Source organism: Kitasatospora sp. NPDC051853 (assembly GCF_044452665.1).
In the GTDB taxonomy this organism is placed as follows: domain Bacteria; phylum Actinomycetota; class Actinomycetes; order Streptomycetales; family Streptomycetaceae; genus Kitasatospora.
This window is the reverse complement of sequence record NZ_JBITBY010000004.1, coordinates 54,399-75,942: the sequence shown is the minus strand read 5'-3', so window position 1 is coordinate 75,942 and position 21,544 is coordinate 54,399. Positions and strand designations below refer to the sequence as shown.

Sequence of the window (21,544 nt, the reverse complement as noted above, 5' to 3'; positions counted from 1 at the left end):
GATGAGCAGCCTCGACGGCGACCGACTGGCCGACACCCGCTACCTGTTGCTCACCACCTTCGAGGCCGACGGCAGCGCCGCCGCCACCCCCACCTGGGTGGTGGCGGACGGCACCGCCCTCGGCGTCTGGACCAGGGCCGACTCGGCCGAGGTGCGGCGCATCCGCCGCCACCCCGGCGTGCTGGTCCAGCCCTGCGACGCGCACGGCCGCCCGCTCGGCACCAGCCGGACCGCCCGGGCCGCGCTCTGCGACCCGGAGGCCACCGCCTGCTACCGCACCTCGCTGCTCAACAAGTACGGCCTCACCGGCCTGCTCGCCCTGACCCGCAGCCGCCTCCGCCTCGGCCTGGCCGGCACCGTCGGCATCCGGCTCACCCTCACCACCCCGCTCCCTTTCGGCGAGCCCTTCCGCCCCTCCCCCCGGTACAGCCTCAACTAGGACCAGGGGTTGCCCCACCGTTCCCGTCGGGCCCGGCCCGCCCGGCCCGCCCGGCCCGCACGGCCGTGGCGCCCTGGCCGGTCCGCTGTCAGGGGCGAGCGCTTGAATATCCGTCATGAGCGCTCCCGACGTCGCCCGCCTGCTGCCCGAGCCCGACCGCCTGCGGGAGCACTGCCTCGCACTGGCCGTACTGGAGGCGATCCTCTGCCCCGACGAGGACTTCCGGTACCACGCCTTCGACGCCGCCTGGGCGCCCGGCGAGCAGCTCGCCTCGATGCGCAACGGCAACGGCGACGAGCACTCCGTGGTCTTCACCCCCGCCGGGGTCTACCTGCGCGGCTTCGACCACGAGTCGTACCTCAGCCCGTACGCGGAGGGCCGGGTCTGGCCCGGTGTGGTGGACTCCGTCCCGGCGGAGCTGCGGCACTGCGTCACCGAGCCCGCCTTCTGCGACGACGGCACGCCGACCCTCACCGCCGCGATCTGGCGGCTGACCGGGGACACCGCCTGGCGCACCGGCGAGATCGACTTCCCGCCCGGCCTCCCCGACGCGGACGGCGCCGACTGGCTGTTCCGTTCCCTCACCGACACCGCCCCGGAGACCTACGCGGAGTTCGCCTCGGACTACTACGGCACCGAGGTGGGCCTGGACGCCGTGCGCCACGTCTTCGCCCTGCGGCCGCTCACCGAGGAGGTCGTCCGCGCCCTCAACCCCGAGCTCACCCTCGACGACCTCGCCGAGGACCTCACGGAGACCGGGTACCCCACCGGCTCCTGACGGACGGTGAGAGCACCAGCGCACCCAGCCGCTCCTCGGCCGTGCCCGGCCACCCGGGCGCGGCCGCCCCGTCCTCGGTGAGGTGCTCCCCGTGCCAGAGGGAGCCCCAGATCCGCGGCTCGGGCGCCGAGAGGGGGTGCGGGCCGCAGCCGCACGGGGTCAGCACCAGGCCGCACCCCCGGCACAGGTCGACGAACCCGTGCCCGGTGGAGCGGGAGAGCGGCCCGCGCTCGTCCCCGCACCGCTCGCACCCGGGCAGCTCGGCACCGCCCAGCACCAGCAGCCGCCGCCGGACGTGGTCCACCAGCCGCGCCGCGGGGTGGCAGAACGGATCGTCCGGCACCATCCAGCCGGAGTCCCACACCCACGGCTGCGGCCGCTCCGCCGTCCGAAGGCCCGCCCGCTTGCGCGCCTTGCGCCGCGCCGCGTACTCCCTCGCCGCCGCCAGCCAGAGCTCCCGCGCCTCGTGCAGCTCCCCGACCGCCCGCACCAGCCAGCCCGGATCGGCCGCCAGGTCCCGCGGACGCCGCTGACGGACGGTCAGGTGGTGGTAGGTGGCCTGGAACCCGTGCACCGGGAACTCCGCCACGCAGTACCGCAGCGCCAGGTGCCGCCGCTCCGACGGCAGCCCCTCGTCCAGCACCCGCGCCCGCTGGGTCAGGAAGCTGCCCATCACTCCACCGGCCCGGAGATCTCCAGGGCCCGGTCGAAGGCCCGCACCAACTCCGCCGCCCGCTCCGGCACGGTGCACCGCGCCCAGTCGCCCAGCAGCACCAGGAAGTCCGCCAGGTCCCGCTGCACCCCGTCGAGCAGCGCGGCGAGCCCGGCGGCCGTGACCTCGATGACCGGCAGCCGCGGGTCGTCGGCCCGGTTCCCGATCCGGACCGGCCGGGCCGGGTCGCCGTCCGGCGGCACGGAGTCGTACCACTCCCGCCAGAGCTCCAGCCCGTGACAGCCGCACGGCTCCCACACCGCGCCGGTCAGGGTGTCCTCGAAGCTCAGCCCGCCAGGGGCGTCGAAGCCGTCCTCGTCGAGCAGCACCTCGACCAAACGCTCCGGTGTCGCGGGGCCGAGCTCGGCCAGGCTGTACACACCGGGGCCGAGCCCGGCGGGACCGACCCGCACCGGGCCGACGAGCAGCGCGACCACCGTGCCGACCTGATCGGGCGTCAGGGTCCCGTCCAGGGGCGGCGGCGGGCCGGCCGCCACCGGCCAGGTGGTGAAGCCGGCGAGGGCGGACGGGTGGCTGACGAGTACGGCCCGGGTCACGATCACCGGGCGAGTATCGCCGACCCCCGGCGTTCGGGCAGGCGGATTTCCCCCGGGAACGCCCGTGCCCGCACGGTCGGCACACGGTCGGCCACGCCGGTCATTGGCTCGTTCGTGTGCACTTGGCCGCCGGGCGCAGGGCGACCGCCCCCGGACGGGAAGGGCTGACCAACGGAGCCGGTCCCGGTTCCCGGCCCCGGCGGCGGTGTCCCCCGACGTGCGCGGGCCGCCGTCCAGTGAGGGGAACGTCCCGCCCGTGGCCACCCTGTGCCGTCCCGCCGTCGCCGTGCCCGAGTACGTGATCACCCAGGAGGACACCCTCGACCTGGCCCGGCGGCTGCATCCCGAGCACCCCCAACTCCCGCTCGCCCTGCGCCTGATCGAGAACACCGGGGTGCGCACCCGCCACCTGGTGCAGCCGATCGAGGAGACCCTGAAGCACCCGGGTTTCGAGGAGCGCAACCGGCGCTACGAGACCGAGGCCAAACGCCGTGTCCCGCCGGTGGTCCGGGAGGCCCTGGAGCACGCCCGGCTGACGCCCCGTGAGATCGACCTGATCGTCTACGTCTCCTGCACCGGCTTCATGATGCCCTCGCTCACCGCCTGGCTGATCAACTCCATGGGTTTCCGCTCCGACACCCGCCAGCTGCCGATCGCCCAGCTCGGCTGCGCGGCCGGCGGCGCCGCGATCAACCGGGCGCACGACTTCTGCACCGCCTACCCGAACGCCAACGCCCTGATCGTGGCCTGCGAGTTCTGCTCGCTCTGCTACCAGCCCACCGACCTGGGCGTGGGGAACCTGCTCTCCAACGGCCTGTTCGGCGACGCGGTCGCCGCCACCGCCGTGCGCGGCAGCGGCAGCGGTGCCACCGGCATCCGGCTGGAGCGCAACGCCTCGCACCTGGTGCCGGGCACCGAGGACTGGATCGCCTACAGCGTCCGGGAGACCGGCTTCCACTTCCTGCTGGACAAGCGGGTGCCCGGCACCATGGAGCCGCTGGCGCCCGTCCTCGCCGCGCTGGCCGACCGGCACGGCTGGGACGTCGCCGACCTGGACTTCTACCTGGTGCACGCGGGCGGCCCGCGCATCCTGGACGATCTCTGCACCCATCTCGGCGTGGCACCCGAGGTGTTCCGGTTCAGCCGGGCCACCCTGACCGAGTACGGGAACATCGCCAGCGCCGTGGTGCTCGACGCGCTGGCCCGGCTGTTCGACGAAGGGAGCGCGACCGACCGGGCCAGGGGGCTGATCGCCGGGTTCGGCCCGGGCATCACCGCCGAGGTCGCGCTCGGCCGCTGGACCGTCCCGGTCGCGCCGCACTCCTTCGCCAACACGCTGATCAGGAGCGTCAATTGACCACGACCACCGCGGAGACCGCCGAGGTCCACTTCTGGAACCCGCCCGACCTGCCGGGGCTGGAGTTCGACCCGATGCTGCACCGGCTGCTGCACGAGGACCCGGTGGCCAGGGTCCGGCTGCCCAACGGCACCGGCCACGCCTGGCTGGTCACCCGGTACGAGGAGGTGAAGTTCGTCTCCGCCGATCCGCGGTTCAGCCGCCAGGCGGTCTGGGGCCGGGACGTCACCCGGGTCGCGCCGCACTTCATCCCGATGGAGGGGGCGCTCGGCTTCGCCGACCCGCCGGACCACACCCGGATGCGCCGGGTGGTGGCCAAGGCCTTCACCGCCCGCGCGATGCGCCGGCTGCGGGAGCGCGCCCAGGAGGTGATGGACGGCCTGCTCGACGCGATGGCCGCCGAACGGGCCCGCCACGGCGGCCCGGTGGACCTGATGGCCCACCTCAACCGGCCGTTCCCGCTGGCCATGATGGGCGAGCTGATGGGCGTGCCGACCGCCGACCACCAGCTGATCGCCGACTGGACCGACACCGTGATCTCCGCCGGTTCCGGCCGGGAGGCCAGCGAGCGGGCCAAGGAGGAGTTCGCCGAGTACTTCACCGAACTCCTCGGCTGCCGCCGCCTGGAGCCGCGGGACGACCTGGCCGGAGTGCTGGCCGAGGCGGTCGAGGACACCACCCTCACCCTGCGCGAGGCCGTCGGCCTGGCCGTGCTGATCCAGCTCGGCGGCGGCCACGCCGTCCGCAACAACAGCGCCAACATGGTCTTCGCCCTGCTCACCCACCCCGGGCAGCTGGCCCGGCTGCGGACCGAACCCGCCCTGCTGCCACAGGCGGTGGAGGAGCTGCTGCGCTACATCCCGCACCGCAACGCGGTCGGCCTGTCCCGGATCGCGCTGGAGGACGTCGAGGTCGGCGGCGTGCTGATCCCGGCCGGGGACCCGGTCTACGTCTCCTACCTGACCGCCAACCGCGACCCCTCGGTCTTCGCCGACCCGGACGTCCTCGACCTCGGCCGCACCGAGAACCCGCACGTCTCCTTCGGGCACGGCGCGCACTACTGCCCGGGCGCCTCGATGGCCCGGCTGGAGTCCGAGCTGATCCTCACCTCCCTCTGGGACCGCTTCCCCCGGCTGCGCCTGGCCGTCCCGGTGGACCGACTCCAGTGGCAGCGCGGGGCGTTGATCCGGGGTCCGGAGACCCTCCCGGTCGAGTGGTGAGGGGGCAACCGTGACGTACCTGAACCCCCGGGACGGCCTGGTCGTCCCGCCCGGCGGCGGCCGCACCGTGCACGCCGCCGCCCAGCAGGTCACCTTCAAGGTGACCGGGGCGCACTCGCTGGCCGCCTCCAGCTTCGAGGTGGTGGTGCCGCCCGGCTTCGACGTCGGCGCCCACGCGCACGGCCGCAGCGAGGAGCTCTTCCTGGTGCTGGACGGCGAGTTGGACATCCTGGCCTTCGAGCCCGAGGACCGCACCCCGCAGGACTGGCGCAGCTGGCGCTCGCCCGGGGGCGCCCGGTACCAACGGGTCGGGGCCGGCACCGTGATCCTGGTGCCGCCCGGCTGCCCGCACGCCTTCGCCAACCCGACCGGCCGCCCGGCCCGGATGTTCTTCCAGGCCTCCCCGCCGCCCCACCACGAGCGCTACTTCGAGGAGTTGCTCGACCTGCTGAACGCGGACGGCGGCATCGACCACGAGGCGGTCGAGGCACTGCGCCTGCGCTACGACATCCAGCAGCTCACCCCGCTGCGCCACTCCCTCCCCACGGAGCTCCCCGCATGACCGAACTCCACTGCCCCGCCGGGCAGATGCAGCCCGAGCAGGCGCAGCCCGGCCAGGTGCAGCCCGGGCACGTGCAGCCCGGCCAGGTGCAGCCCGGGCACGTGCAGCCCGGCCAGGTGCACTCCTGGCCGGTCGACCACCTGCCGGAGCTGGCCTTCGACCCGCTGCTGCACCGCCTGCTCCGCGAGGAGCCGGTCGCCCGGGTCAAGCTGGCGTACGGCGAGGGCGACGCCTGGCTGGCCACCCGCTACGAGGACGTCAAGTTCGTCTCCGCCGACCCGAGGTTCAGCCGGGCCCTCACGGTGGACCGGCCGATCACCAGCATGACCCCGCACAACGTCGCCCCGCCCGGCGGCGTCGGCCGCGCCGACCCGCCCGACCACACCCGGCTGCGCCGCCTCACCGCGCAGACCTTCCACCGCAAGCGGGTCGAGCGGCTGCGGGCCGGCACCCAGCGGACCGCCGACGAACTGCTGGCCGCCATGCTGGAGCAGGGCCCGCCCGCCGACCTCACCGAGGCGCTCACCGGTCCGCTCCCGGCCGCCGTCACCGCCGAACTCATGGGCGTGCCGACGGCCGACCTCCCGCTGCTGCAGGCCTGGCGGGCCGTCATCCTCTCCAGCGACCACACCGCCGCCGAGGCGGGCGCGGTCAAGGCCGAGATCGCGGGTTACTTCAGGGCGCTGGCGGACCACCGCGCGGAGCACCCGGGCGACGACCTGTTCAGCGAGCTGGTCGCGGCCCACGGCGAGGGGCGGCTCAGCCGGCCCGAACTGGTCTCGCTCTCGGTGATGATCGTCCTCAACGCGCTGGACCAGATCCGCAACCAGACCTCGACCATGGTCTACACCCTGCTCACCCACCCGGCCCAACTCGCCGCGCTACGCGCCGATCCCGCCGCGCTCCCCGCCGCCGTCGAGGAGCTGCTCCGCTTCGTCCCGCAGCGCAACGGCGTCGGCATGCCCCGGGTCGCCACCGAGGACGTGGAGGTCGGCGGCGTGCTGATCCGGGCCGGGGAGCCGGTCTACGTCTCCTACCTGGCCGCCAACCGTGACCCCGGGGTCTACACCGAGCCCGACGTCCTCGACCTCGCCCGCGAGGAGTCGCCCAACCTGGCCTTCGGGCACGGCCCGCACTACTGCGTCGGCGCCGCCCTCACCCGGATGCACGCCGAGGTCGTCCTCGCCACCCTGCTCGCCCGGCTCCCCACCCTGCACCTCGCCGTCCCGGCCGCCGAGGTCCGCTGGCTGCGGGGCACCGTGAACCGCGGCCCGGCCGCCCTGCCGGTCGCCTGGTAGGCCGCGCACCAGCCGGACCCACGGCCGACCCCACGGGCGGACCCGCATGCGGACGTGCCCGTCCACCCCCACCGGGGCGGACGGGCACGCGCTGTCTCCCATGGGGGCGAGGCCTCGTCAGAACTGCACGTCCGTGCAGGAGTAGAAGGCGTTGGTGGTGTCGGCCACGTCCCAGACCGCCACGACCACGTGGTGGCCGGTCCGGCCGGTCGGCAGGGTGGCGGTGTGGGTGGTGACGGCCGCGGGCTGCCGGCCGCCGTACGGGACGGTCAGGAAGGGGGTGAGGTCGAGGCTGGCCCGGGTGATCTTCTGGGTCGGGTCGTAGCCCTGCTTGGTGAGGAAGTACCGGAAGTTGCTGGTGGCGTGCCGGGCCTCGATGTTCCAGGTGAAGGTCCGCTGGGCGCCCGCCGTCACCTTGGTGGTCGGCCAGGCCCCGTTCCGGGGGTTGTCCAGCGGGGCCCAACGGGCGTCCGCCCCGGCGCAGATGGTGCCGTCCGCCGGCCCGCGCGACGGGAAGCCCTTGGGGCCCTCGACGCTCTGCGGCTCCCACTGGATGTCGCCGCAGTTCTTGACGACGCCCGAGCCGCAGAGCGCGGCGCGGCTCGGCGGGAGGTTGACGAAGCCGTGCGACTGGGCCGGGACGGCCATCCCGATCGGGACGGCCAGCGCGGCGACGGCCGCGCCGATGATGGTGCGCGTGCGCATGGTGCTCCTCCGTGGGGGTGGATGGAGAGGTGCGCCGAACGCAGGCGGCGGCACGGTACACGTGGGGGTGCACCGCCGCGGAGCCGGTCATTGGCATGCCTGCGCCAGGTGTGAGCACACCGTAGGCACCGGGCCGCCCGGGCGTCAATGGTCCAGACCAGTATCCCAGTCCAGTCCAACTCGACCATGGAAAAGTACAGTTGTCACACCGTCAGGTACGGGTTCAGATACGCCGGATGGTGGAGATCTCGATGGCGTCCACCTTCATGGTCTTCACCACGTCGCCCTCGCGCGGCGCGTGCACCACCAGCCCGTTGCCGATGTACATCGCCACGTGGGAGCGGTTCGCCCGGTAGACCACCAGGTCGCCCGGCTGCGCGTTGCGCCAGTCCTTGCCCACGGCGGTCCCCACCGTGGCCTGCTCCTGCGAGGTCCGCGGCAGCGCCACCCCGGCCTTGGCGTAGGCGTAGACCATCAGCCCCGAGCAGTCGAAGGTGGACGAGCCGACCGCACCCCAGTGGTACGGCTTGCCCTGCTGGTCCAGGGCGGTGCGCACCGCGGCGGCCGCGTTCCCGCTCGCCTGCGGCAGGGTGGACGGGTCGACCCGGTTCGCGCTCCGGGACGCCGTCGTCGCACCGTCGGTCTGGCGCATGACGGCGGCCCGGTCGGCGGCGTTCAGGGTGGAGAGCAGCCGCTGCGCCTCCTGCAGCTTCTGCTGCACCTCGGCCTTGGTCGAGTTCAACACCTGGGTGGAGCGGTCCAGTTCGCCCAGGACGGCCGAGGCCTCCTGCTTCTGCTGGTCCAGCCGGAGCTGCTCCGCGCGCAGCGCCCGCAGCACGCCCGCCTGGGTGCTCGCCGCCTGGTCCGCGGAGGAGGCCCGCGAGAGGTAGCCGTCCGGGTCGGAGGAGAACATCAGCTGCACCGTCGGGTCCACCCCGCCGTGCCGGTACTCCTCCCCCGCCACCGCCGCCAGCCCCGAGGCCAGCTCCGCCATCCGCTCCTGGCCGCGGGCGATCTGGTCCTGCAGGCGGCCGCCCTGCTCGCGCAGCCGGTCGGCCCGCTCCTTCACCCCGTTGTACTTCTCGGCCGCCTCCTCCTGCTCCAGCAGCAGCTTGTCCACCTGCGCCTTCACCTGGTCCTTGCCCGCCGGAGCCGGAGCCGCGTGCGCGCCCGCCTGGGCCGACAGCGCCACCGCGGTCGCGGCGGCGGCGGTCAGCACCGAGGTGTGCGCGCGACTGGGCCGCCGGGGGCGCCGGTGGGAGGCCATGGGAAAGCTCCTTCGTCAGAGCGAAGACCGAACGGGGTGGACCTCGAACGTAATCGGACGTCCACCTCCGTGTCCACGCCGTGACCTGTGAACTGCCCTTTAGGGCACACCCGCTGAGTACCCGTCGGCTGCCGCTGTGCTTGGCTGTCCCGCGTGACCGTCGACCTCCAGCACCACACCGCCCTGACGCCCGGGGCCCGCCGGGCCCTGCTGGAGGTCTACGCCGACGTCCGCGCGCCGCTGCTGCACCTGCCGAACTACTCGCTCCCCGCCTTCGCCGAACGCCTGGACCGGTACGCCGCCGACCCCGGCTTCGAACTCGTCCTCGGCCACCGCGACGGGACGGTGGCCGGCTACGCCTACGGCACCTCCGTCGACGCCGCCGACCCGTACTGGCGGCGGATGGGCGAACCCCTCCCCCCTGGCTTCACCGACACCCCGGTGCTGGCCCTGCGGGAGATCGGCGTCCGCACGCCCTGGCGCGGCACCGGCACCGCCCGCCGCATCCACGACTCGCTGCTGGCCGCCCGCCCCGAGGAGCGCGTCACCCTGATGGTGAACCCGCTCGCCGGGGAGGGCAGGGTCCAGCGGCTCTACGAGTCCTGGGGCTACCGGGAGTTCAACAGCCAGCCGGCCACGGCGGACTCACCCCGGCTCGCGGTGATGGTCCGCCCGACCCGCTGAACCTCCGTCCCGGGTCAGCCCGCGGTGCGCCAGGTCCCGCTCGCCCACAGGGCCGCGCCGTCGCGGCGGTAGACGACCAGGTTGCCGTCGTCCTGGAGGACCGCGTGGGCCCCCGGATTGGCCCAGGTGCCGGCTGCCCAGACGGCCCGGTAGCCGCTGCCGTCGAGGATCACCAGGTTGCCGTCGTTCTGCACGGTGAACCTCCAGGCGGGCTTGCCGTAGGTGCCGCTCTGCCAGATCGGGGCGTCGTCCCGCTTGCGGTACATCACCAGGTTGCCGTCCCGCTGGAGGACCAGCCAGACCTTCGCCGACTCCGCCCAGTTGCCGAGGCCGAGCGCCCCCTCCGCGTACGGCCAGGAGGCGTCGTGGGAGCAGAAGACGGCCGAGAACTGCCCGGTGCCGGAGTGCCAGGTCGGCCCGTCCCCCACCCCTGCCACGTAGAGGGCCCCGCCCTTGGTCAGGACGGCGCTGGCCTGGACGGCGCCCCAGGTGCCGCTGGACCACAGCGCGGCGCCGCCGTCCCCGTAGACCACCAGGTTGCCGTCCGTCTGCATGTCGGCGTGGGCACCGGGGTTCCCCCAGGTACCGCTGGCCCAGAGCACGTGGTCGGGTCCGCCCGTGGCGTTCACGAGCGAGAGCACCAGGTTGCCGTCGGCCTGCATCCGCAGGGTGGCGGTGTTGTCCCTGGTGGTGATGCCCGCGCCGGGGGCCAGCCGGCCTCCCGGGTTCAGACCGGTGGCCGCGCTCAGGTCGTTCGGCGGCTGCTGGCAGTTCGGCCCGTCGGCGGCCGCGGCCCCCGTCGCGGGCACGGTGGCGGCCAGCGCCGTCGCGGCGAGCAGTGCGACCACGGCGTCGCGCAGGGCGCGTCTCTTCACGGTCGGTTCCCCCTCAGGATCTCGTGTGTTCCGGCCGAAGTTCTACACCCGGCGGTCCACCCCGTGATCACCGGGGTCGCGCGTGGGGAACGGGCAGGGGCGACCCGGGGTTCGAGCCGCCCCTGCCCGACGGCCCGTCAGACGAGCGGGCCGGTCAGGGGGAGGACCACCGTGCAGGGGACGGTGCGCGGGTGGGCCGGGTCGAGCGCGTTGAGGACGTGGGTGAGGGTGACGGGGTCGTAGGCGATCTCCAGGTGGTCGGCGGCGTCCAGCGGGCAGCCGTCCTGGAGGGTGATGTTGGTGACCCCGGGGCCGTCGAGGAAGGCCGAGGTGTAGGGGGTGACCACCTCGTCGAACTTCGAGGCGATCACGGTGTAGCGGACCCCGGGGACGGTCTCGCCGCCGGCGTTGAGGGCCGTGATGAACGGGGAGTCGAACTCCTGGTCCACGCAGGCGGGGCAGGCCGGGCCGAGCAGGAAGGCGTTGACGGGCTCCAGCAGGCCGAGCCCGCGGGCCAGGGTGGCGATGCCGTCCAGGGTGGTGCCGTGGTTGCTGGGCGCGATGCCGACCAGGGTGCCCACCTTGGCCGCGCCGCCCAGGTGCTTGAGGTAGTAGCGCGGCATCATGCCGCCCTGCGAGTGCCCGACCAGATCCACCTTCGCCGCCCCCGTGGCGGCCCGCACCCGGTCCACGAAGGCGGCCAGCTGCCCGGCGCTCTGCGCCACCGGACCGGTCCCCTGGATCGGATTCCCCTCCGCCGCACCGTAGTTGAAGGAGAAGACGCAGTAGCCGTTGTTCACCAGCAGCGGGGCCGCGCCACCCCAGTTGTCGTTCTGGTTCTCGAAGGTGCCGTGCACCAGCACCACCGGTGCGGGGTGCGCGGCGCCCGGCCGGCAGGCCCAGTCGTTCGCGCCGTCCGGTGCCTCGCCGGGCTTGGGGAAGCCCTTCAGGAAGCCGACCGTGAAGTTGGTCTCCACCGGCCGCTGCCCGGCCGCCGCGGCACCACCGCCGCCCGCCACCAGCGCGAACGCGGCGGCCACCACGGCCGCGAGCACACGGGGCCTCAGAACTCTGGTCACAGGACGTCCCTCTCCGGATGCGGGAAAACCGGAACCCGCCGCTCCCGACGGAGCGTCAGAAGTGGTAACTGCCGCAGGAGCCGGACGGTGACGCCACGAGCGGGCACCAAGCGGGCGGCGGAAGCGGCACGGCACCGGAGAAGTTCGCGCGGATGCCCGGAAGTGCGGCGGCGCCCACGCGGAAACCGTCACCGGAACACGACGGAGGGAGCGGCCCGCAGGAGCGGGAGCGAGAGCACCGTCGGCCCCGCCTTCCCGGCCGTCCCGGTGGCCGAGGTACGGCGCGAGATCCGCCGCCGGGTGACGGACGAGGTGCCGGACGAGGTGCCGGCGGACCTCAACTCCCCTGCCCTGCACCTGCTCCGGCCCGTCCGCCGGCCGCCCTCCGACGCCCCGCCCGAACGGCTGATGGACGGGCGGGGCGCGGTGGTCGGACCGTCGGTGCCGACCCGGACGCCCGGTTCGAGCTGGAGGCGGCGCTGCGCCACCGCGCCCTCGGGGAGACAGCCCCTAGCGATAGAGGAACTTCACCGAGCGCAGCTTCAGCCGGTCCCCCGTGGTGATGCCGTGCGGGCGCAGGCTGCGGGCGTCGCCCGCGCAGACCGCGTCGTCGTAGACCATGGTCCACCAGTCGGTGTCGTTGTGCGGGGCGAAGGCGGGCCGGGTGGAGGCCGGGTCGGCGGCCTCCTCGATGGTGATGCAGAGGGCGGCCGTGGGGTTCTGCATGCTGCGGGTCCTGACCTGGCCGTCCAGGTCGGTGTACCGGTAGGTGAAGCTGCCGGTGGCGACCTGGACGGCCTGGGCGGGGGTGGCGGTGAGCGTGGCGGTGACGGCGAGGGCGCCGCACACGGCGCCGAGGGTGTGCCAAGGACGCACGGGGATCTCGTCTCCTCGGAAGGGAACCGTTTCACCGCACTTCTACCGCCGCGCACCCCGGACGGCGTACGCCCCGCGCCCGTGCGGCGTACGCGTCACCCGTCGGGACCGCACCCACCCGGCTGACCCGGCGTCACCCCAGCGCCCCCGCCCGGCTGACCCCGCCTCACTCCGCCTGGAAGACCAGCTTCCCGCCGACGTACGTCCGCTCCACTCGGGCCTCGGCGATCTCGGCCGCCGGGCGGGTGAACAGGTCGCGGTCCAGCACCACCAGGTCGGCCAGCAGGCCCTCCTGGAGCGAGCCGGCCTCGTCGCAGCCGTTCACGTGCGCCGAGCCGGCCGTGTACGCGGCCAGCGCGGTGCCCAGGTCCAGGCGCTGCTCGGGCAGGAAGACCCGCTCGTCCTCGCTGCCCGGCTCCATCCGGTTGACCGCCACGTGCAGGCCGGCCAGCGGGTCGGGGCTGGAGACCGGCCAGTCGCTGCCGGCCACCAGGGTGGCCCCGGCGCGCAGCAGGTCGCCGAACGGGTACTGCCAGGCGGCCCGCTCGGGGCCGAGGAACGGGATGGTGAGCTCGTCCATCTGCGGCTCGTGGGCGGCCCACAGCGGCTGCAGGTTGGCGATCGCGCCGAGCGGGGCGAAGCGGCCGATGTCCTGCGGGTGCACCACCTGGAGGTGGGCCAGGTGGTGGCGGTTGCCGCGCTGGCCGTTGGCGGCCAGCGCCGCCTCGACCGCGTCCAGCGCCTCGCGCACGGCGCGGTCGCCGAGGGCGTGGAAGTGCACCTGGAAGTCGAGCGCGTCGAGCTCGGTGACGTAGGCGCGCAGCGCCTTCGGGTCGACGAAGCTGAGGCCGGAGTTGGCGGTGGCGCAGCCGCAGCCGTCCAGGTACGGGGTGGTCATGGCGGCGGTGAAGTTCTCCGCGATGCCGTCCTGCATGATCTTGACCGACCACGGGCGGAACCGGCCGTGCGTCAACTCCTGCCGACGCTGGACCAGTTCGGCGATCTGCTCGCCGCCGCGCTCCCGGTCCCACCAGAGCGCGCCCCGGACCCGGGCGGTCAGCTCGCCGGAGCGGGCGGCGGCCAGGTAGGCGTCGGAGGGGTCGGGCTGGCCGTTGAAGACGCCGAGCAGGGCGTCCTGCCAGCCGGTGATGCCGAGCGAGTGCAGCAGCTCCTGGGCGCGCAGCAGCCCGGCCAGCCGGTCGGCGGCGGTGGTCGGCGGGACGAGCCTGGCGACCAGGGCGGTGGCGCCCTCCTGGAGCACGCCGTTCGGGGTGCCGTCGGCCTCGCGCTCGATCCGGCCGTCGGCCGGGTCCGGGGTGTCGGCGGTGAGGCCGGCCAGCTCCAGGGCACGGGTGTTGGCCCAGGCGCCGTGGTGGTCCCGGTTGACCAGGTAGACCGGGCGGTCCGGCACCACCGAGTCGATCAACTGGCGGCTGGGGAGCCCGCCTTCGAAGCTCTCCATGGACCAGCCGCTGCCGGTGATCCACTCCCGCTCGGGGTGGGCCTCGGCGAAGGCCCGGATCCGCTCCAGGTAGTCCGCCACGCCGACCGTGCCGCTCAGGTCGCACTCGCCCAGCTCGGTACCGCCGAACACCGCGTGGATGTGCGAGTCCTGGAAGCCGGGGACCAGCAACTTGCCCGTCAGGTCCACCACTTCGGTGCGCGGGCCGATCAGCTCGCGGATCTCGTGGTGGCCGACGGCGGTGATCCGCTCGCCGGTGACGGCGAGGCCGGTGGCCCGGGTGCGGGCGGCGTCGGCGGTGAACACCGGGCCGCCGGTGAAGACCAGGTCGGCGTGGGTCATGAGGAGTGCTCCTGACACGTCGTTCGATGTGTTTCGGGTGAGATGTGATTCGGGTGAGATGCGGTTCGTACGGTACGGGCCGGCCGGGCCGCGGGACACGGCCCGGCCGGTGCCGGTCAGCCCGCGGGCAGCAGGTCGGCGCGGTCCGCGTCGGTGCCCCGGCCGGTGGTGAAGTAGGGGGACCTGCGGACGTAGCGCGCCCAGGCGGCCGCCACCAGTCCGCTGCCGATCATCAGCGCCGGCACCAGCAGCTGGAACCAGCCGTTCGCCGCGCTGACCTCGAAGTGGTCGGCCGAGTCCCAGAAGGACCAGGCCAGGTAGCCGCCGACGGCGAGCAGCACGGCCGCGCCGAGCAGCGGCGCGACCACCACCCGCAGCCCGGCCAGCGGCTCGGTCCGCAGCAGGCCGCGGAAGCGGACGGCGGCGGCCAGCGCGGTGAGCGCGTAGTAGAGCACCACCACGATGCCGATCGCGTTCACCGCGGCGCTGATCAGGTCGGTGACGGTCGGGATGACCAGGGCGAGCAGGGCGATCGCGGAGGCGATCAGCACCAGCAGCACGGTGCCGACGGCCGGGGTGCCGTACTTGGGGTGGATCCGGGTCCAGACCGGGCCGAGCGTGCGGTCGCGGCCCATCGCGAAGGTGCCGCGCGCGGTCGGGATCACGGAGGCCTGGAGCGAGGCCACGGCGGACATGGTGAGGGCGATCAGCGGCAGCGCGGCCAGCGGCTGCTGAGCCAGCTTCTCGCCGAAGTAGGTCAGGCCCTGGGCGCCGTTGTCGGCCAACTCCTCCAGCGGCAGCACCCGTTGGAAGGCGGTGCCGGCCAGCAGGAACAGCAGCAGCATCATGACCAGCGCGATGATGCCGCCGCGCGAGGCGTCCTTGGGGTCGTGGGTCTCCTCGGCCACGGTGAAGACCGACTCGAAGCCCCAGTAGCAGAAGACCGCGAGCACCATGCCCTGGGCCAGCGCGGCCGTGGTCGGGATCGCGAAGGGGTTGAACCACTCCAGCGAGAACGGCTGGTCACCGGCGAACAGCCCGTACCCGCAGAAGCCCAGCAGCACCAGGTACTCGAAGACCAGCAGGTACTTCTGCAGCCGGGCGGCCAGGCCCAGGCCGCGGACCGCGATCGCGGTGGCACCGGCCAGCACGACCAGGCCGATCAGGGTGGTCTGCAGGGTGGAGTCCGGGTCCAGGTGCAGCCCGGCCACGCTCTCCACGCCGCCCTTGGCGGCCAGTTGGATCAGCGCCGAGCCGGTCACCGCGACGGTGTAGGACATGAAGACGATGGTGCCGACGGTGTTCACCCAGCCGGTCAGGAAGCCCAGCCAGGGGCTGAGCGTGCGGCCGACCCAGGTGTAGGCGTTGCCCGCGTTGGGCTCGACCCGGTTCAGCCGGCCGTACGCCACCGCGATGCCGAGCACCGGCAGGAAGGCGAGCAGCATGATGGCCGGCAGGTGCAGGCCGACCACTCCGGCGGTCAGGCCGAGCCCGATGCCGATGCTGGAGGTGGCCGCCGTACTGGAGGCGGCGATGGCCACACCGTCCACCATCCCGATGGACTTCTTCATCACAGGAGCCGGAGCGGGGGTTCTTACCCCGTCCTTCGCAGTCGCGCCCAACAGACCACCGCCTTGACCAGGGGGCTTTCCGTCAGCCCCGGGTGCGCACATGAAACTCCGGCCCCATTCTCACGTCAATGCCGTTGTCATAAGAACGGGCCGCGCCTAGGCTCCGAAGCATGAGTGAACGCGTGGTGCGCGAACCCGACCGGCGCCGCCGCCGGCCCACCAAGACCGGCACCGTCCTCTCCGAGCAGGTCATCGTGGAGACGGCGCTGCGACTGCTCGGCCAGCACGGCTCCGAGGCCCTGACGGTCCGTCGCCTGGGCGCCGCCCTCGGCGCCGACCCGAGCGCCCTCTACCGCTACTTCCACTCCGCCGACGACCTGGTGGTGGCGATCACCGACGAGCTGATCGCCCGGGCCCAGGAGGGCGCCGAGCCGACCGGCGACTGGCAGGCCGACCTGCGCGAGATCGGCCTGCGGATCCAGCGCGCCTACCGCGCCCACCCGCAGGCCGCCGCCCTCTCCGCCGCCCGCACCACCGGCCGCCAGCACGAGATCCGGGCCGTCGAGTCGATCCTCGGCATCCTGCGCGGGGCCGGCTTCCCCGACCCGGAGGCCGTCCGGCTCTACCACGTCTTCGTCGACCAGAGCCTGGCCTTCGCCGCCCTGGACGCCGCCGTCGAGGCCCTCCCGGCCCCCGCCCGGGCCGCCGACTCCGCCGTCTGGACCACCCGCTACGCCACCCTCGACGCCGAGACCCACCCCAACATCGCGGCCACCACCCCGCTCCTGATCGCCGAGATGAACCGCTCCGCCTACCCGCTCGCCCTCGACCTCCTCCTCGACTCCTTCGCCGCCCGCCTGCCCGGGCAGGCGCCCGGGCACACCTGACGCACCGTCGGCGCGCGGTTGTCAGTGGCCCTGGCTAGCGTGACGTGGGACACACGCCACGGAAGCTCCCCACGAGAGACGGATCAGGGTCATGACCGCATTCACCGAAGGCTCCCCCTGCTGGGCCGACGCGATGTTCTCCGACGTGGAGGGCGCCAAGGCCTTCTACGGCGAGGTGCTCGGCTGGACCTTCGCCGAGGCCTCCTCCGAGTACGGCGGCTACACGCAGGCGTACTCGGACGGCAAGGCGGTGGCCGCCGTGGTGCCGCCGATGCCGGGTCAGGAGGGCCAGTCCGCCTGGTGCCTGTACATCTCCTCGCCGGACGCGGCGGCCACCGCGCGGAAGATCACCGCGGCCGGCGGCCAGGTGCTGATGGAGCCGATGCAGGTCGGCGACTTCGGCACGATGGCCATCGCCGCCGCTCCCGGCGGCGCCGTCTTCGGCGTCTGGCAGGGCGGCGCCCACCAGGGCTTCGAGAAGGTCAACGAGCCCGGCGCGTTCTGCTGGGCCGAGGTCTTCACCCGCGAGCCGGAGAAGGCCGACGCGTTCTTCCCCGCGGTCTTCCCGTACGGCGTGAAGACCATGGCGGACGAGCACGTCGACTTCCGCACCTACAACCTCCCCGGCGGCCCCGCCCTCGGCCGGATGGGGATGGGCGAGGAGTTCCCGCCCGAGGTCCCCGCCTACGTCAACGTCTACTTCGCCGTGCCGGACTGCGACACCGCGCTGGAGAAGGCCCAGAAGCTCGGCGCCACCCTCCAGTTCGGCCCGATGAGCAGCCCGTTCGGCCGCTTCGCCGCCCTGACGGACCCGCAGGGGGCGAACTTCTCGGTCATCGACCTCGCCACCGTCGAGGGCGAGATGCCGGACCTCACCGACGTCTGACGGTACGCCGGGAGGGCGGGACACCGGCTGGTGTCCCGCCCTCCCGGACGTGCGTCACTCCGGCAGCACCAACGCCGGGGTCTCCTTGGTGAGCACCTCGCCGCGGAAGAACGCGGGGCTGCGCTTCATCATGACCGCCATCACCACCAGGCCGAGCAGCAGCACGCCCACACCGATCACGAAGACCGAGCCGATCCCGAGCACCGAACTGCCGCTGCCGTAGTCGGTGCTGTACATGTCCTTGAGGCTCTGCAGGAAGATCCCGGTCAGGATCAGCCCGCCGGTGACCGGGAAGACCACCTTGAGCACCGCGTCCCGGACCGAGCGGGTGAAGTCCTTGCGGAAGTACCAGGCGCAGGCGAACGCGGTCAGCGAGTAGTAGAAGCAGATCATCAGGGTCAGCGCCGCGATGGTGTCGGTCAGCACGTTCTCGCTGATCAGCGTCATCACGGTGTAGAAGACCCCGGTACCCACGCCCGCCGTGACGATCGCCCGGCCCGGGGTGCCGTACTTGCGGTTCACCTCGGTGAAGGACGGCGGCAGCGCCTCGTAGACGCTCATCGCCAGCACCGTGCGGCTGACCGGGATGAAGGTGGTCTGCAGACTGGCGGCCGCCGAGGCGAGCACGGCCACGAAGAGCAGCACGCCCAGGGTCGGGCCCATCACCGGGCCGGCCAGCGCACGGAACACGTTGGACGAGGTCTCCGGGTTGCCGAGGCCGGTCCCGGTCTCGCCGACGCCCGCGTACATCTGCACCGCGACGGCGGTGAACAGGTACGAACCGACCAGCACCACCATGGCCAGCATCGCGGCCCGGCCCGGGGTCTTCTCACTGCCGCCGGTCTCCTCGTTGGCGCTCAGGCAGGCGTCCCAGCCCCAGTACATGAAGAGCGAGAGCGAGAGCCCGGCGATGAACGCCGACCAGGACGAGGCCTGGAAGGGGTCGAGCCAGCTCCAGGAGAAGTCCAGCGAGCCCGCGACGTCACCGGAGACGGCCTTGGAGATCGCCATCACCGCGAACACCGCCAGCACCGTGAGCTGCAGCCCGACCAGCGCGTACTGCACGCCCTTGGTGGCCGTCATGCCCCGGTAGCTGATCGCGGTGGCGACCGCGATCAGCGCCAGGCAGGTCAGCACGTGGGCGGCCTTGTTGTCGTTCAGTCCGGCCAGCCAGTCACTCCCGGTGACCTCGCCGAGCAGGATGTAGAAGTACTCCGTGGCGACACCGGCCAGGTTGGAGAGCACGATGATGGTCGCCACCACCAGACCCCAGCCGCACATCCAGCCCACCTTCGGGCCGAACGCCTTCACCGTCCAGGTGAAGGAGGTGCCGCTGTCCGGGACGGCCTTGTTGAGCTCCCGGTAGGCGAAGGCGACCAGCATCATCGGCAGGAACCCGGCCAGGAAGAGCGCGGGCATCTGCAGGCCGACCGCCGCCACCGTGGTCCCGAGGGTGGTGGTGAGGCAGTAGACCGGGGCCACCGTCGAGACTCCGATGACGGAGTTCCCGAGCAGGCCGACCGAGTTGCTGTTGAGCCCCTTGGAGCGGACGCCCTGGGCGGCGTCAGCTCCGCCGGCCGCCGCGCTGCGGCCGGTCGCGGGCTTGGAGTCGAGCTGAACCATGCCCCCGACCGTACGTTGAACTGTTTCCGCAGCTCAGCGGCGCGAGGGTGACGAACCGTGACATGGATCATGCGCCCCTGATCTGCATTTCCCCAATGATTACCAGCCGTAATCAATAAAGGATCTTCAAATCAGAGGCGCATGCCTGGTTCGCCCGGGCAACGAAACCCGCACCGTTACCAAATCCGGGGTGTTCGCACCACCCCTGTGATCTGCCTCACGCGGCCGGCAGCCGGAAGCACGGCGTGCTCACCCGGAAGATCACCCGGTTCTTGGGGTGGAAGGCCTGCGCCCATACCGCCACCGTCTTCTCCGGGTTCTTGCCCCAGACCTCCAGGTCCACCTTGCCGGCGTCCCACTTCTCGCCGAGGCCGATCCAGCCGCTCGCCTTCAGGTGGTCACGGAGCCGCTCGACCGCCGGGTTCAGCTCCGCCGGGTCGAGGTCGTCCACCTGCCAGAAGTGGATGGCGTCGCGCACGTTCGGATCACTCTGCCCCTCGCACTGCGAGAAGTTCACCGCGTCGCCCTCGCCCCGCCGGCCCTTCACCCCGAGCACGCCGTAGACCTGCTCGGACACCTTCCTGAGTTCCGCCTCGATCGTGGCCTCGTTGGTAACGCGCATCGACTCGTCCTTCGTGGAGCCCGCGGTCAGCCCGCAGGAGGTCAGCAGGGTCAGTGCGAAGGCGGCCGCGACGGCCGCGGCCGTCCTCCTCCGCGGTCCGGGCGGCCTCACGGACGCGTCCCGTGCTCGAGGTCGACGCTGCCGTACTGCCCCGTGATGATCGCGGCCTGGTTGTCCAAGGCGTTGTGCGGCCGGCCGCTCTCCACCTTGTTGTCGTTCCAGTACTCGCTGTGGCCGCTGTTCCCCTCGGTGGTGATCCGGTTCGCGCCGAAGTCGTCCGAGGTCGGGTGGTTGGGCAGGTCCCACCAGCCACCCCGTCCGTGCTTGGCCACCCCCGCGGCGGGCACCGGGTCCCAGTCCGCCTCGGCCGCCCAGACGTGCTTGGGGTCGATGTTCAGGTCCTTGGCGTGCTGGACGTGCATGCCGGGACTCCCCGCGACGACGATCTCGTCGACGGCCAGCCCGTTGCCGTTGCGCGCGGCGTCACCGATCACGACCGAACCATAACTGTGGCCCACCACCGAGGTGTGGCGCGGCCCGCCGTCGTGCGTGGTGCCGAGGCTGTCGATGTAGCGGTCGAGCCTGGGTGCGCCGGCCTCCGCGTAGTTGTCGAACGGCGCGTCCTTCCACACCGAGTCCGGCGCGTCGTACCCGAGCCACATGACCGTCGCGGTCTCACCCGGGTCGCCGTACTGGCCGGCCGCCTGCTGGAGCCGCTTCATCCGGTCCAGGTCGCCGCCCATGCTGTCCAGGTCGGCGGTGGTGCCCGGGACGTACACGGCGGTGTTCTTCGCGGTGTCCGGATTGCCGAACGCCACGATCGCCTGCCCGTCGTCCTTCGGGTCCAGACCGATCACGTAGACCTCCGGCCCGTTCGGGTCGCGGTCCTCCTTGTCCAACCGGTCCTTGAGCTTCTGCAGCGCGCCCAGCCGCTTGCGGCCGTCCTCCGAGCCGTCGGTCCTGGCCAGGTCCAACTGCTGCTCCAGGAAGGCCCGGTTCGCGACGTCCCGCTTGTCGCTGGGAATGCCGTTCCGGTTGCCGACCTCACCCGGGTAGAGCGCCAGGTACTCGCGCTGCTGACGGTCGGTCAGGGAGTTCCACCACTTGGCGTTGTCCGCCGGGTTGTCGTGGTTGGGCACCACCGAGGCCAGGCCCAGGCTGGACCGCATGCCCGAGACGTCGTTGGCGACCTCCGCCTGGGCCTTGTTCAGGTCCGCTTCGAGGATGTCCCCGTTCAGCCCCGACAGCGAGGCGGCGCCGTCCGCACTCGCCTGCTCCGCCTTGCGGACCGCGTCCTCGATCCGCTGCCTGAACTCGCCGAGCCGGGCGTTCTGCTGACGGTTGATCTCCTGGTAGTCCGGGTCGTTCCGGTAGGCCGGGTCCAGCTGCGGCCCGGTCACCGAACCGTCGTCGCCGACCCGGTAGTTGTTGCCCTCCGCCTCGGCCACCGCGGAGCGGAGCTCCTGCTGCGCCGCGGACATCCGCTGGAACACGGTGTCGATGGTGACCGCGATCGCCATCGCCTCGGCGTTCACGATGCCGAGCCGCTGCTCGGCCTTGTCGATCTCCGGCCGGGCGGCCTCGGCGGCCGCACCGCTCCAGTTCCCCAGCGGACCACTGGCCTGGGAGCGGTGGCGCTGCTGCGCCTCCCCCGCCGACTCGCCGAGCTTGCGCCAGGAGGAGGCCGCCTCCTCCAGGTCGCCGAAGTTCTGCCGCAGCAGCAGCGCGAAGCTGTTCGCCAC

Annotated in this window: 21 protein-coding genes; 9 read left to right on the top strand and 12 right to left on the bottom strand. The window is 72.9% G+C overall.

Features of this window, described 5'->3' with window-relative positions; genetic code table 11:
* Nucleotide 1: 1 nt before the first annotated feature.
* Both ACIA8O_RS12630 and ACIA8O_RS12625 read left to right on the top strand, forming a co-directional pair.
* A complete protein-coding gene (locus ACIA8O_RS12630) occupies nt 2-439 on the top strand; it encodes a PPOX class F420-dependent oxidoreductase (RefSeq protein WP_396293679.1) in 438 nt (145 codons plus the stop codon).
* Between the two features lie 115 nt (nt 440-554).
* Nucleotides 555-1,217, top strand: a complete 663-nt coding sequence (locus tag ACIA8O_RS12625) for a hypothetical protein (protein WP_396293678.1) — start codon at nt 555-557, stop codon at nt 1,215-1,217.
* On the opposite strand, the gene ACIA8O_RS12620 is transcribed toward ACIA8O_RS12625, so the two are convergent.
* The gene (locus ACIA8O_RS12620) at nt 1,186-1,890 is read right to left on the bottom strand and encodes a hypothetical protein (RefSeq protein WP_396293677.1); all 705 of its coding nucleotides are present in this window, start codon (nt 1,888-1,890) and stop codon (nt 1,186-1,188) included. The two genes, ACIA8O_RS12625 and ACIA8O_RS12620, sit on opposite strands and share 32 nt — an antisense overlap.
* On the bottom strand, nt 1,890-2,492 hold the full coding sequence (locus ACIA8O_RS12615; RefSeq protein ID WP_396293676.1) for a hypothetical protein: 603 nt from the start codon (nt 2,490-2,492) through the stop codon (nt 1,890-1,892). Before ACIA8O_RS12615 ends, ACIA8O_RS12620 begins: the two co-directional genes overlap by 1 nt.
* Before the next feature lie 250 nt (nt 2,493-2,742).
* Between ACIA8O_RS12615 and ACIA8O_RS12610 the strand changes: the two genes are divergently transcribed.
* Genes ACIA8O_RS12610 through ACIA8O_RS12595 form a run of 4 tightly spaced genes read left to right on the top strand, consistent with a single transcriptional unit; the run spans nt 2,743 to nt 6,923 of the window.
* A complete protein-coding gene (locus ACIA8O_RS12610; RefSeq protein ID WP_396293675.1) occupies nt 2,743-3,843 on the top strand; it encodes a type III polyketide synthase in 1,101 nt (366 codons plus the stop codon).
* Entirely contained in the window at nt 3,840-5,063 is a 1,224-nt protein-coding gene (locus ACIA8O_RS12605; RefSeq protein WP_396293674.1) for a cytochrome P450, read from the top strand. The genes ACIA8O_RS12610 and ACIA8O_RS12605 overlap by 4 nt, the downstream gene beginning before the upstream one ends.
* Nucleotides 5,064-5,073: 10 nt before the next feature.
* Nucleotides 5,074-5,625, top strand: coding sequence for a cupin domain-containing protein (locus ACIA8O_RS12600; protein WP_396293673.1), 552 nt, complete (start codon nt 5,074-5,076; stop codon nt 5,623-5,625).
* A complete protein-coding gene (locus ACIA8O_RS12595; protein WP_396293672.1) occupies nt 5,622-6,923 on the top strand; it encodes a cytochrome P450 in 1,302 nt (433 codons plus the stop codon). The genes ACIA8O_RS12600 and ACIA8O_RS12595 overlap by 4 nt, the downstream gene beginning before the upstream one ends.
* Nucleotides 6,924-7,040: 117 nt before the next feature.
* On the opposite strand, the gene ACIA8O_RS12590 is transcribed toward ACIA8O_RS12595, so the two are convergent.
* On the bottom strand, nt 7,041-7,628 hold the full coding sequence (locus ACIA8O_RS12590) for a lytic polysaccharide monooxygenase (protein WP_396293671.1): 588 nt from the start codon (nt 7,626-7,628) through the stop codon (nt 7,041-7,043).
* 223 nt (nt 7,629-7,851) lie between these two features.
* A complete protein-coding gene (locus ACIA8O_RS12585; protein WP_396293670.1) occupies nt 7,852-8,895 on the bottom strand; it encodes an NlpC/P60 family protein in 1,044 nt (347 codons plus the stop codon).
* A gap of 153 nt (nt 8,896-9,048) precedes the next feature.
* On the opposite strand from ACIA8O_RS12585, the gene ACIA8O_RS12580 reads away from it, so the two are divergent.
* Entirely contained in the window at nt 9,049-9,579 is a 531-nt protein-coding gene (locus tag ACIA8O_RS12580) for a GNAT family N-acetyltransferase (RefSeq protein ID WP_396293669.1), read from the top strand.
* A gap of 14 nt (nt 9,580-9,593) precedes the next feature.
* Here the strand turns inward: ACIA8O_RS12580 and ACIA8O_RS12575 are convergent, their stop codons facing one another.
* The 5 genes from ACIA8O_RS12575 to ACIA8O_RS12555 form a co-directional block, all read right to left on the bottom strand.
* Nucleotides 9,594-10,454 carry a hypothetical protein gene (locus tag ACIA8O_RS12575; protein WP_396293668.1) on the bottom strand — a complete coding sequence of 287 codons (861 nt, stop codon included), beginning with the start codon at nt 10,452-10,454 and terminating at the stop codon, nt 9,594-9,596.
* Between the two features lie 137 nt (nt 10,455-10,591).
* Complete coding sequence (locus ACIA8O_RS12570) at nt 10,592-11,533, bottom strand: esterase/lipase family protein (RefSeq protein WP_396293667.1); 942 nt, start codon at nt 11,531-11,533, stop codon at nt 10,592-10,594.
* A 510-nt stretch (nt 11,534-12,043) separates the two neighbouring features.
* Entirely contained in the window at nt 12,044-12,409 is a 366-nt protein-coding gene (locus ACIA8O_RS12565; RefSeq protein ID WP_396293666.1) for a hypothetical protein, read from the bottom strand.
* A 166-nt stretch (nt 12,410-12,575) separates the two neighbouring features.
* Nucleotides 12,576-14,213, bottom strand: coding sequence for an amidohydrolase (locus ACIA8O_RS12560; RefSeq protein ID WP_396293665.1), 1,638 nt, complete (start codon nt 14,211-14,213; stop codon nt 12,576-12,578).
* A gap of 116 nt (nt 14,214-14,329) precedes the next feature.
* Nucleotides 14,330-15,784, bottom strand: a complete 1,455-nt coding sequence (locus tag ACIA8O_RS12555) for an APC family permease (RefSeq protein ID WP_396293664.1) — start codon at nt 15,782-15,784, stop codon at nt 14,330-14,332.
* 170 nt (nt 15,785-15,954) lie between these two features.
* Between ACIA8O_RS12555 and ACIA8O_RS12550 the strand changes: the two genes are divergently transcribed.
* Both ACIA8O_RS12550 and ACIA8O_RS12545 read left to right on the top strand, forming a co-directional pair.
* A complete protein-coding gene (locus ACIA8O_RS12550) occupies nt 15,955-16,671 on the top strand; it encodes a TetR/AcrR family transcriptional regulator (protein WP_396293663.1) in 717 nt (238 codons plus the stop codon).
* 91 nt (nt 16,672-16,762) lie between these two features.
* A complete protein-coding gene (locus ACIA8O_RS12545; RefSeq protein WP_396293662.1) occupies nt 16,763-17,557 on the top strand; it encodes a VOC family protein in 795 nt (264 codons plus the stop codon).
* Between the two features lie 54 nt (nt 17,558-17,611).
* Here ACIA8O_RS12545 and ACIA8O_RS12540 read toward each other — a convergent pair whose 3' ends face one another.
* The 3 genes from ACIA8O_RS12540 to ACIA8O_RS12530 all read right to left on the bottom strand — a co-directional run bounded on the left by ACIA8O_RS12540 (nt 17,612) and on the right by ACIA8O_RS12530 (nt 21,544).
* A complete protein-coding gene (locus ACIA8O_RS12540) occupies nt 17,612-19,180 on the bottom strand; it encodes an APC family permease (RefSeq protein ID WP_396293661.1) in 1,569 nt (522 codons plus the stop codon).
* 217 nt (nt 19,181-19,397) lie between these two features.
* The gene (locus ACIA8O_RS12535) at nt 19,398-19,802 is read right to left on the bottom strand and encodes a hypothetical protein (protein WP_396293660.1); all 405 of its coding nucleotides are present in this window, start codon (nt 19,800-19,802) and stop codon (nt 19,398-19,400) included.
* Nucleotides 19,803-19,909: 107 nt separating this feature from the next.
* Nucleotides 19,910-21,544, bottom strand: a complete 1,635-nt coding sequence (locus ACIA8O_RS12530) for an alpha/beta hydrolase (protein ID WP_396293659.1) — start codon at nt 21,542-21,544, stop codon at nt 19,910-19,912.

Bases quoted from the DNA above. Each gene is read 5' to 3' on its own strand.
- ACIA8O_RS12630 (WP_396293679.1), top strand. From the start codon at position 2: ATGAGCAGCCTCGACGGCGACCGACTGGCCGACACCCGCTACCTGTTG.
- ACIA8O_RS12625 (WP_396293678.1), top strand. From the start codon at position 555: ATGAGCGCTCCCGACGTCGCCCGCCTGCTGCCCGAGCCCGACCGCCTG.
- ACIA8O_RS12620 (WP_396293677.1), bottom strand. From the start codon at position 1,890: ATGGGCAGCTTCCTGACCCAGCGGGCGCGGGTGCTGGACGAGGGGCTG.
- ACIA8O_RS12595 (WP_396293672.1), top strand. From the start codon at position 5,622: ATGACCGAACTCCACTGCCCCGCCGGGCAGATGCAGCCCGAGCAGGCG.
- ACIA8O_RS12590 (WP_396293671.1), bottom strand. From the start codon at position 7,628: ATGCGCACGCGCACCATCATCGGCGCGGCCGTCGCCGCGCTGGCCGTC.
- ACIA8O_RS12585 (WP_396293670.1), bottom strand. From the start codon at position 8,895: ATGGCCTCCCACCGGCGCCCCCGGCGGCCCAGTCGCGCGCACACCTCG.
- ACIA8O_RS12560 (WP_396293665.1), bottom strand. From the start codon at position 14,213: ATGACCCACGCCGACCTGGTCTTCACCGGCGGCCCGGTGTTCACCGCC.
- ACIA8O_RS12555 (WP_396293664.1), bottom strand. From the start codon at position 15,784: ATGAAGAAGTCCATCGGGATGGTGGACGGTGTGGCCATCGCCGCCTCC.
- ACIA8O_RS12550 (WP_396293663.1), top strand. From the start codon at position 15,955: ATGAGTGAACGCGTGGTGCGCGAACCCGACCGGCGCCGCCGCCGGCCC.
- ACIA8O_RS12545 (WP_396293662.1), top strand. From the start codon at position 16,763: ATGACCGCATTCACCGAAGGCTCCCCCTGCTGGGCCGACGCGATGTTC.
- ACIA8O_RS12540 (WP_396293661.1), bottom strand. From the start codon at position 19,180: ATGGTTCAGCTCGACTCCAAGCCCGCGACCGGCCGCAGCGCGGCGGCC.
- ACIA8O_RS12535 (WP_396293660.1), bottom strand. From the start codon at position 19,802: ATGCGCGTTACCAACGAGGCCACGATCGAGGCGGAACTCAGGAAGGTG.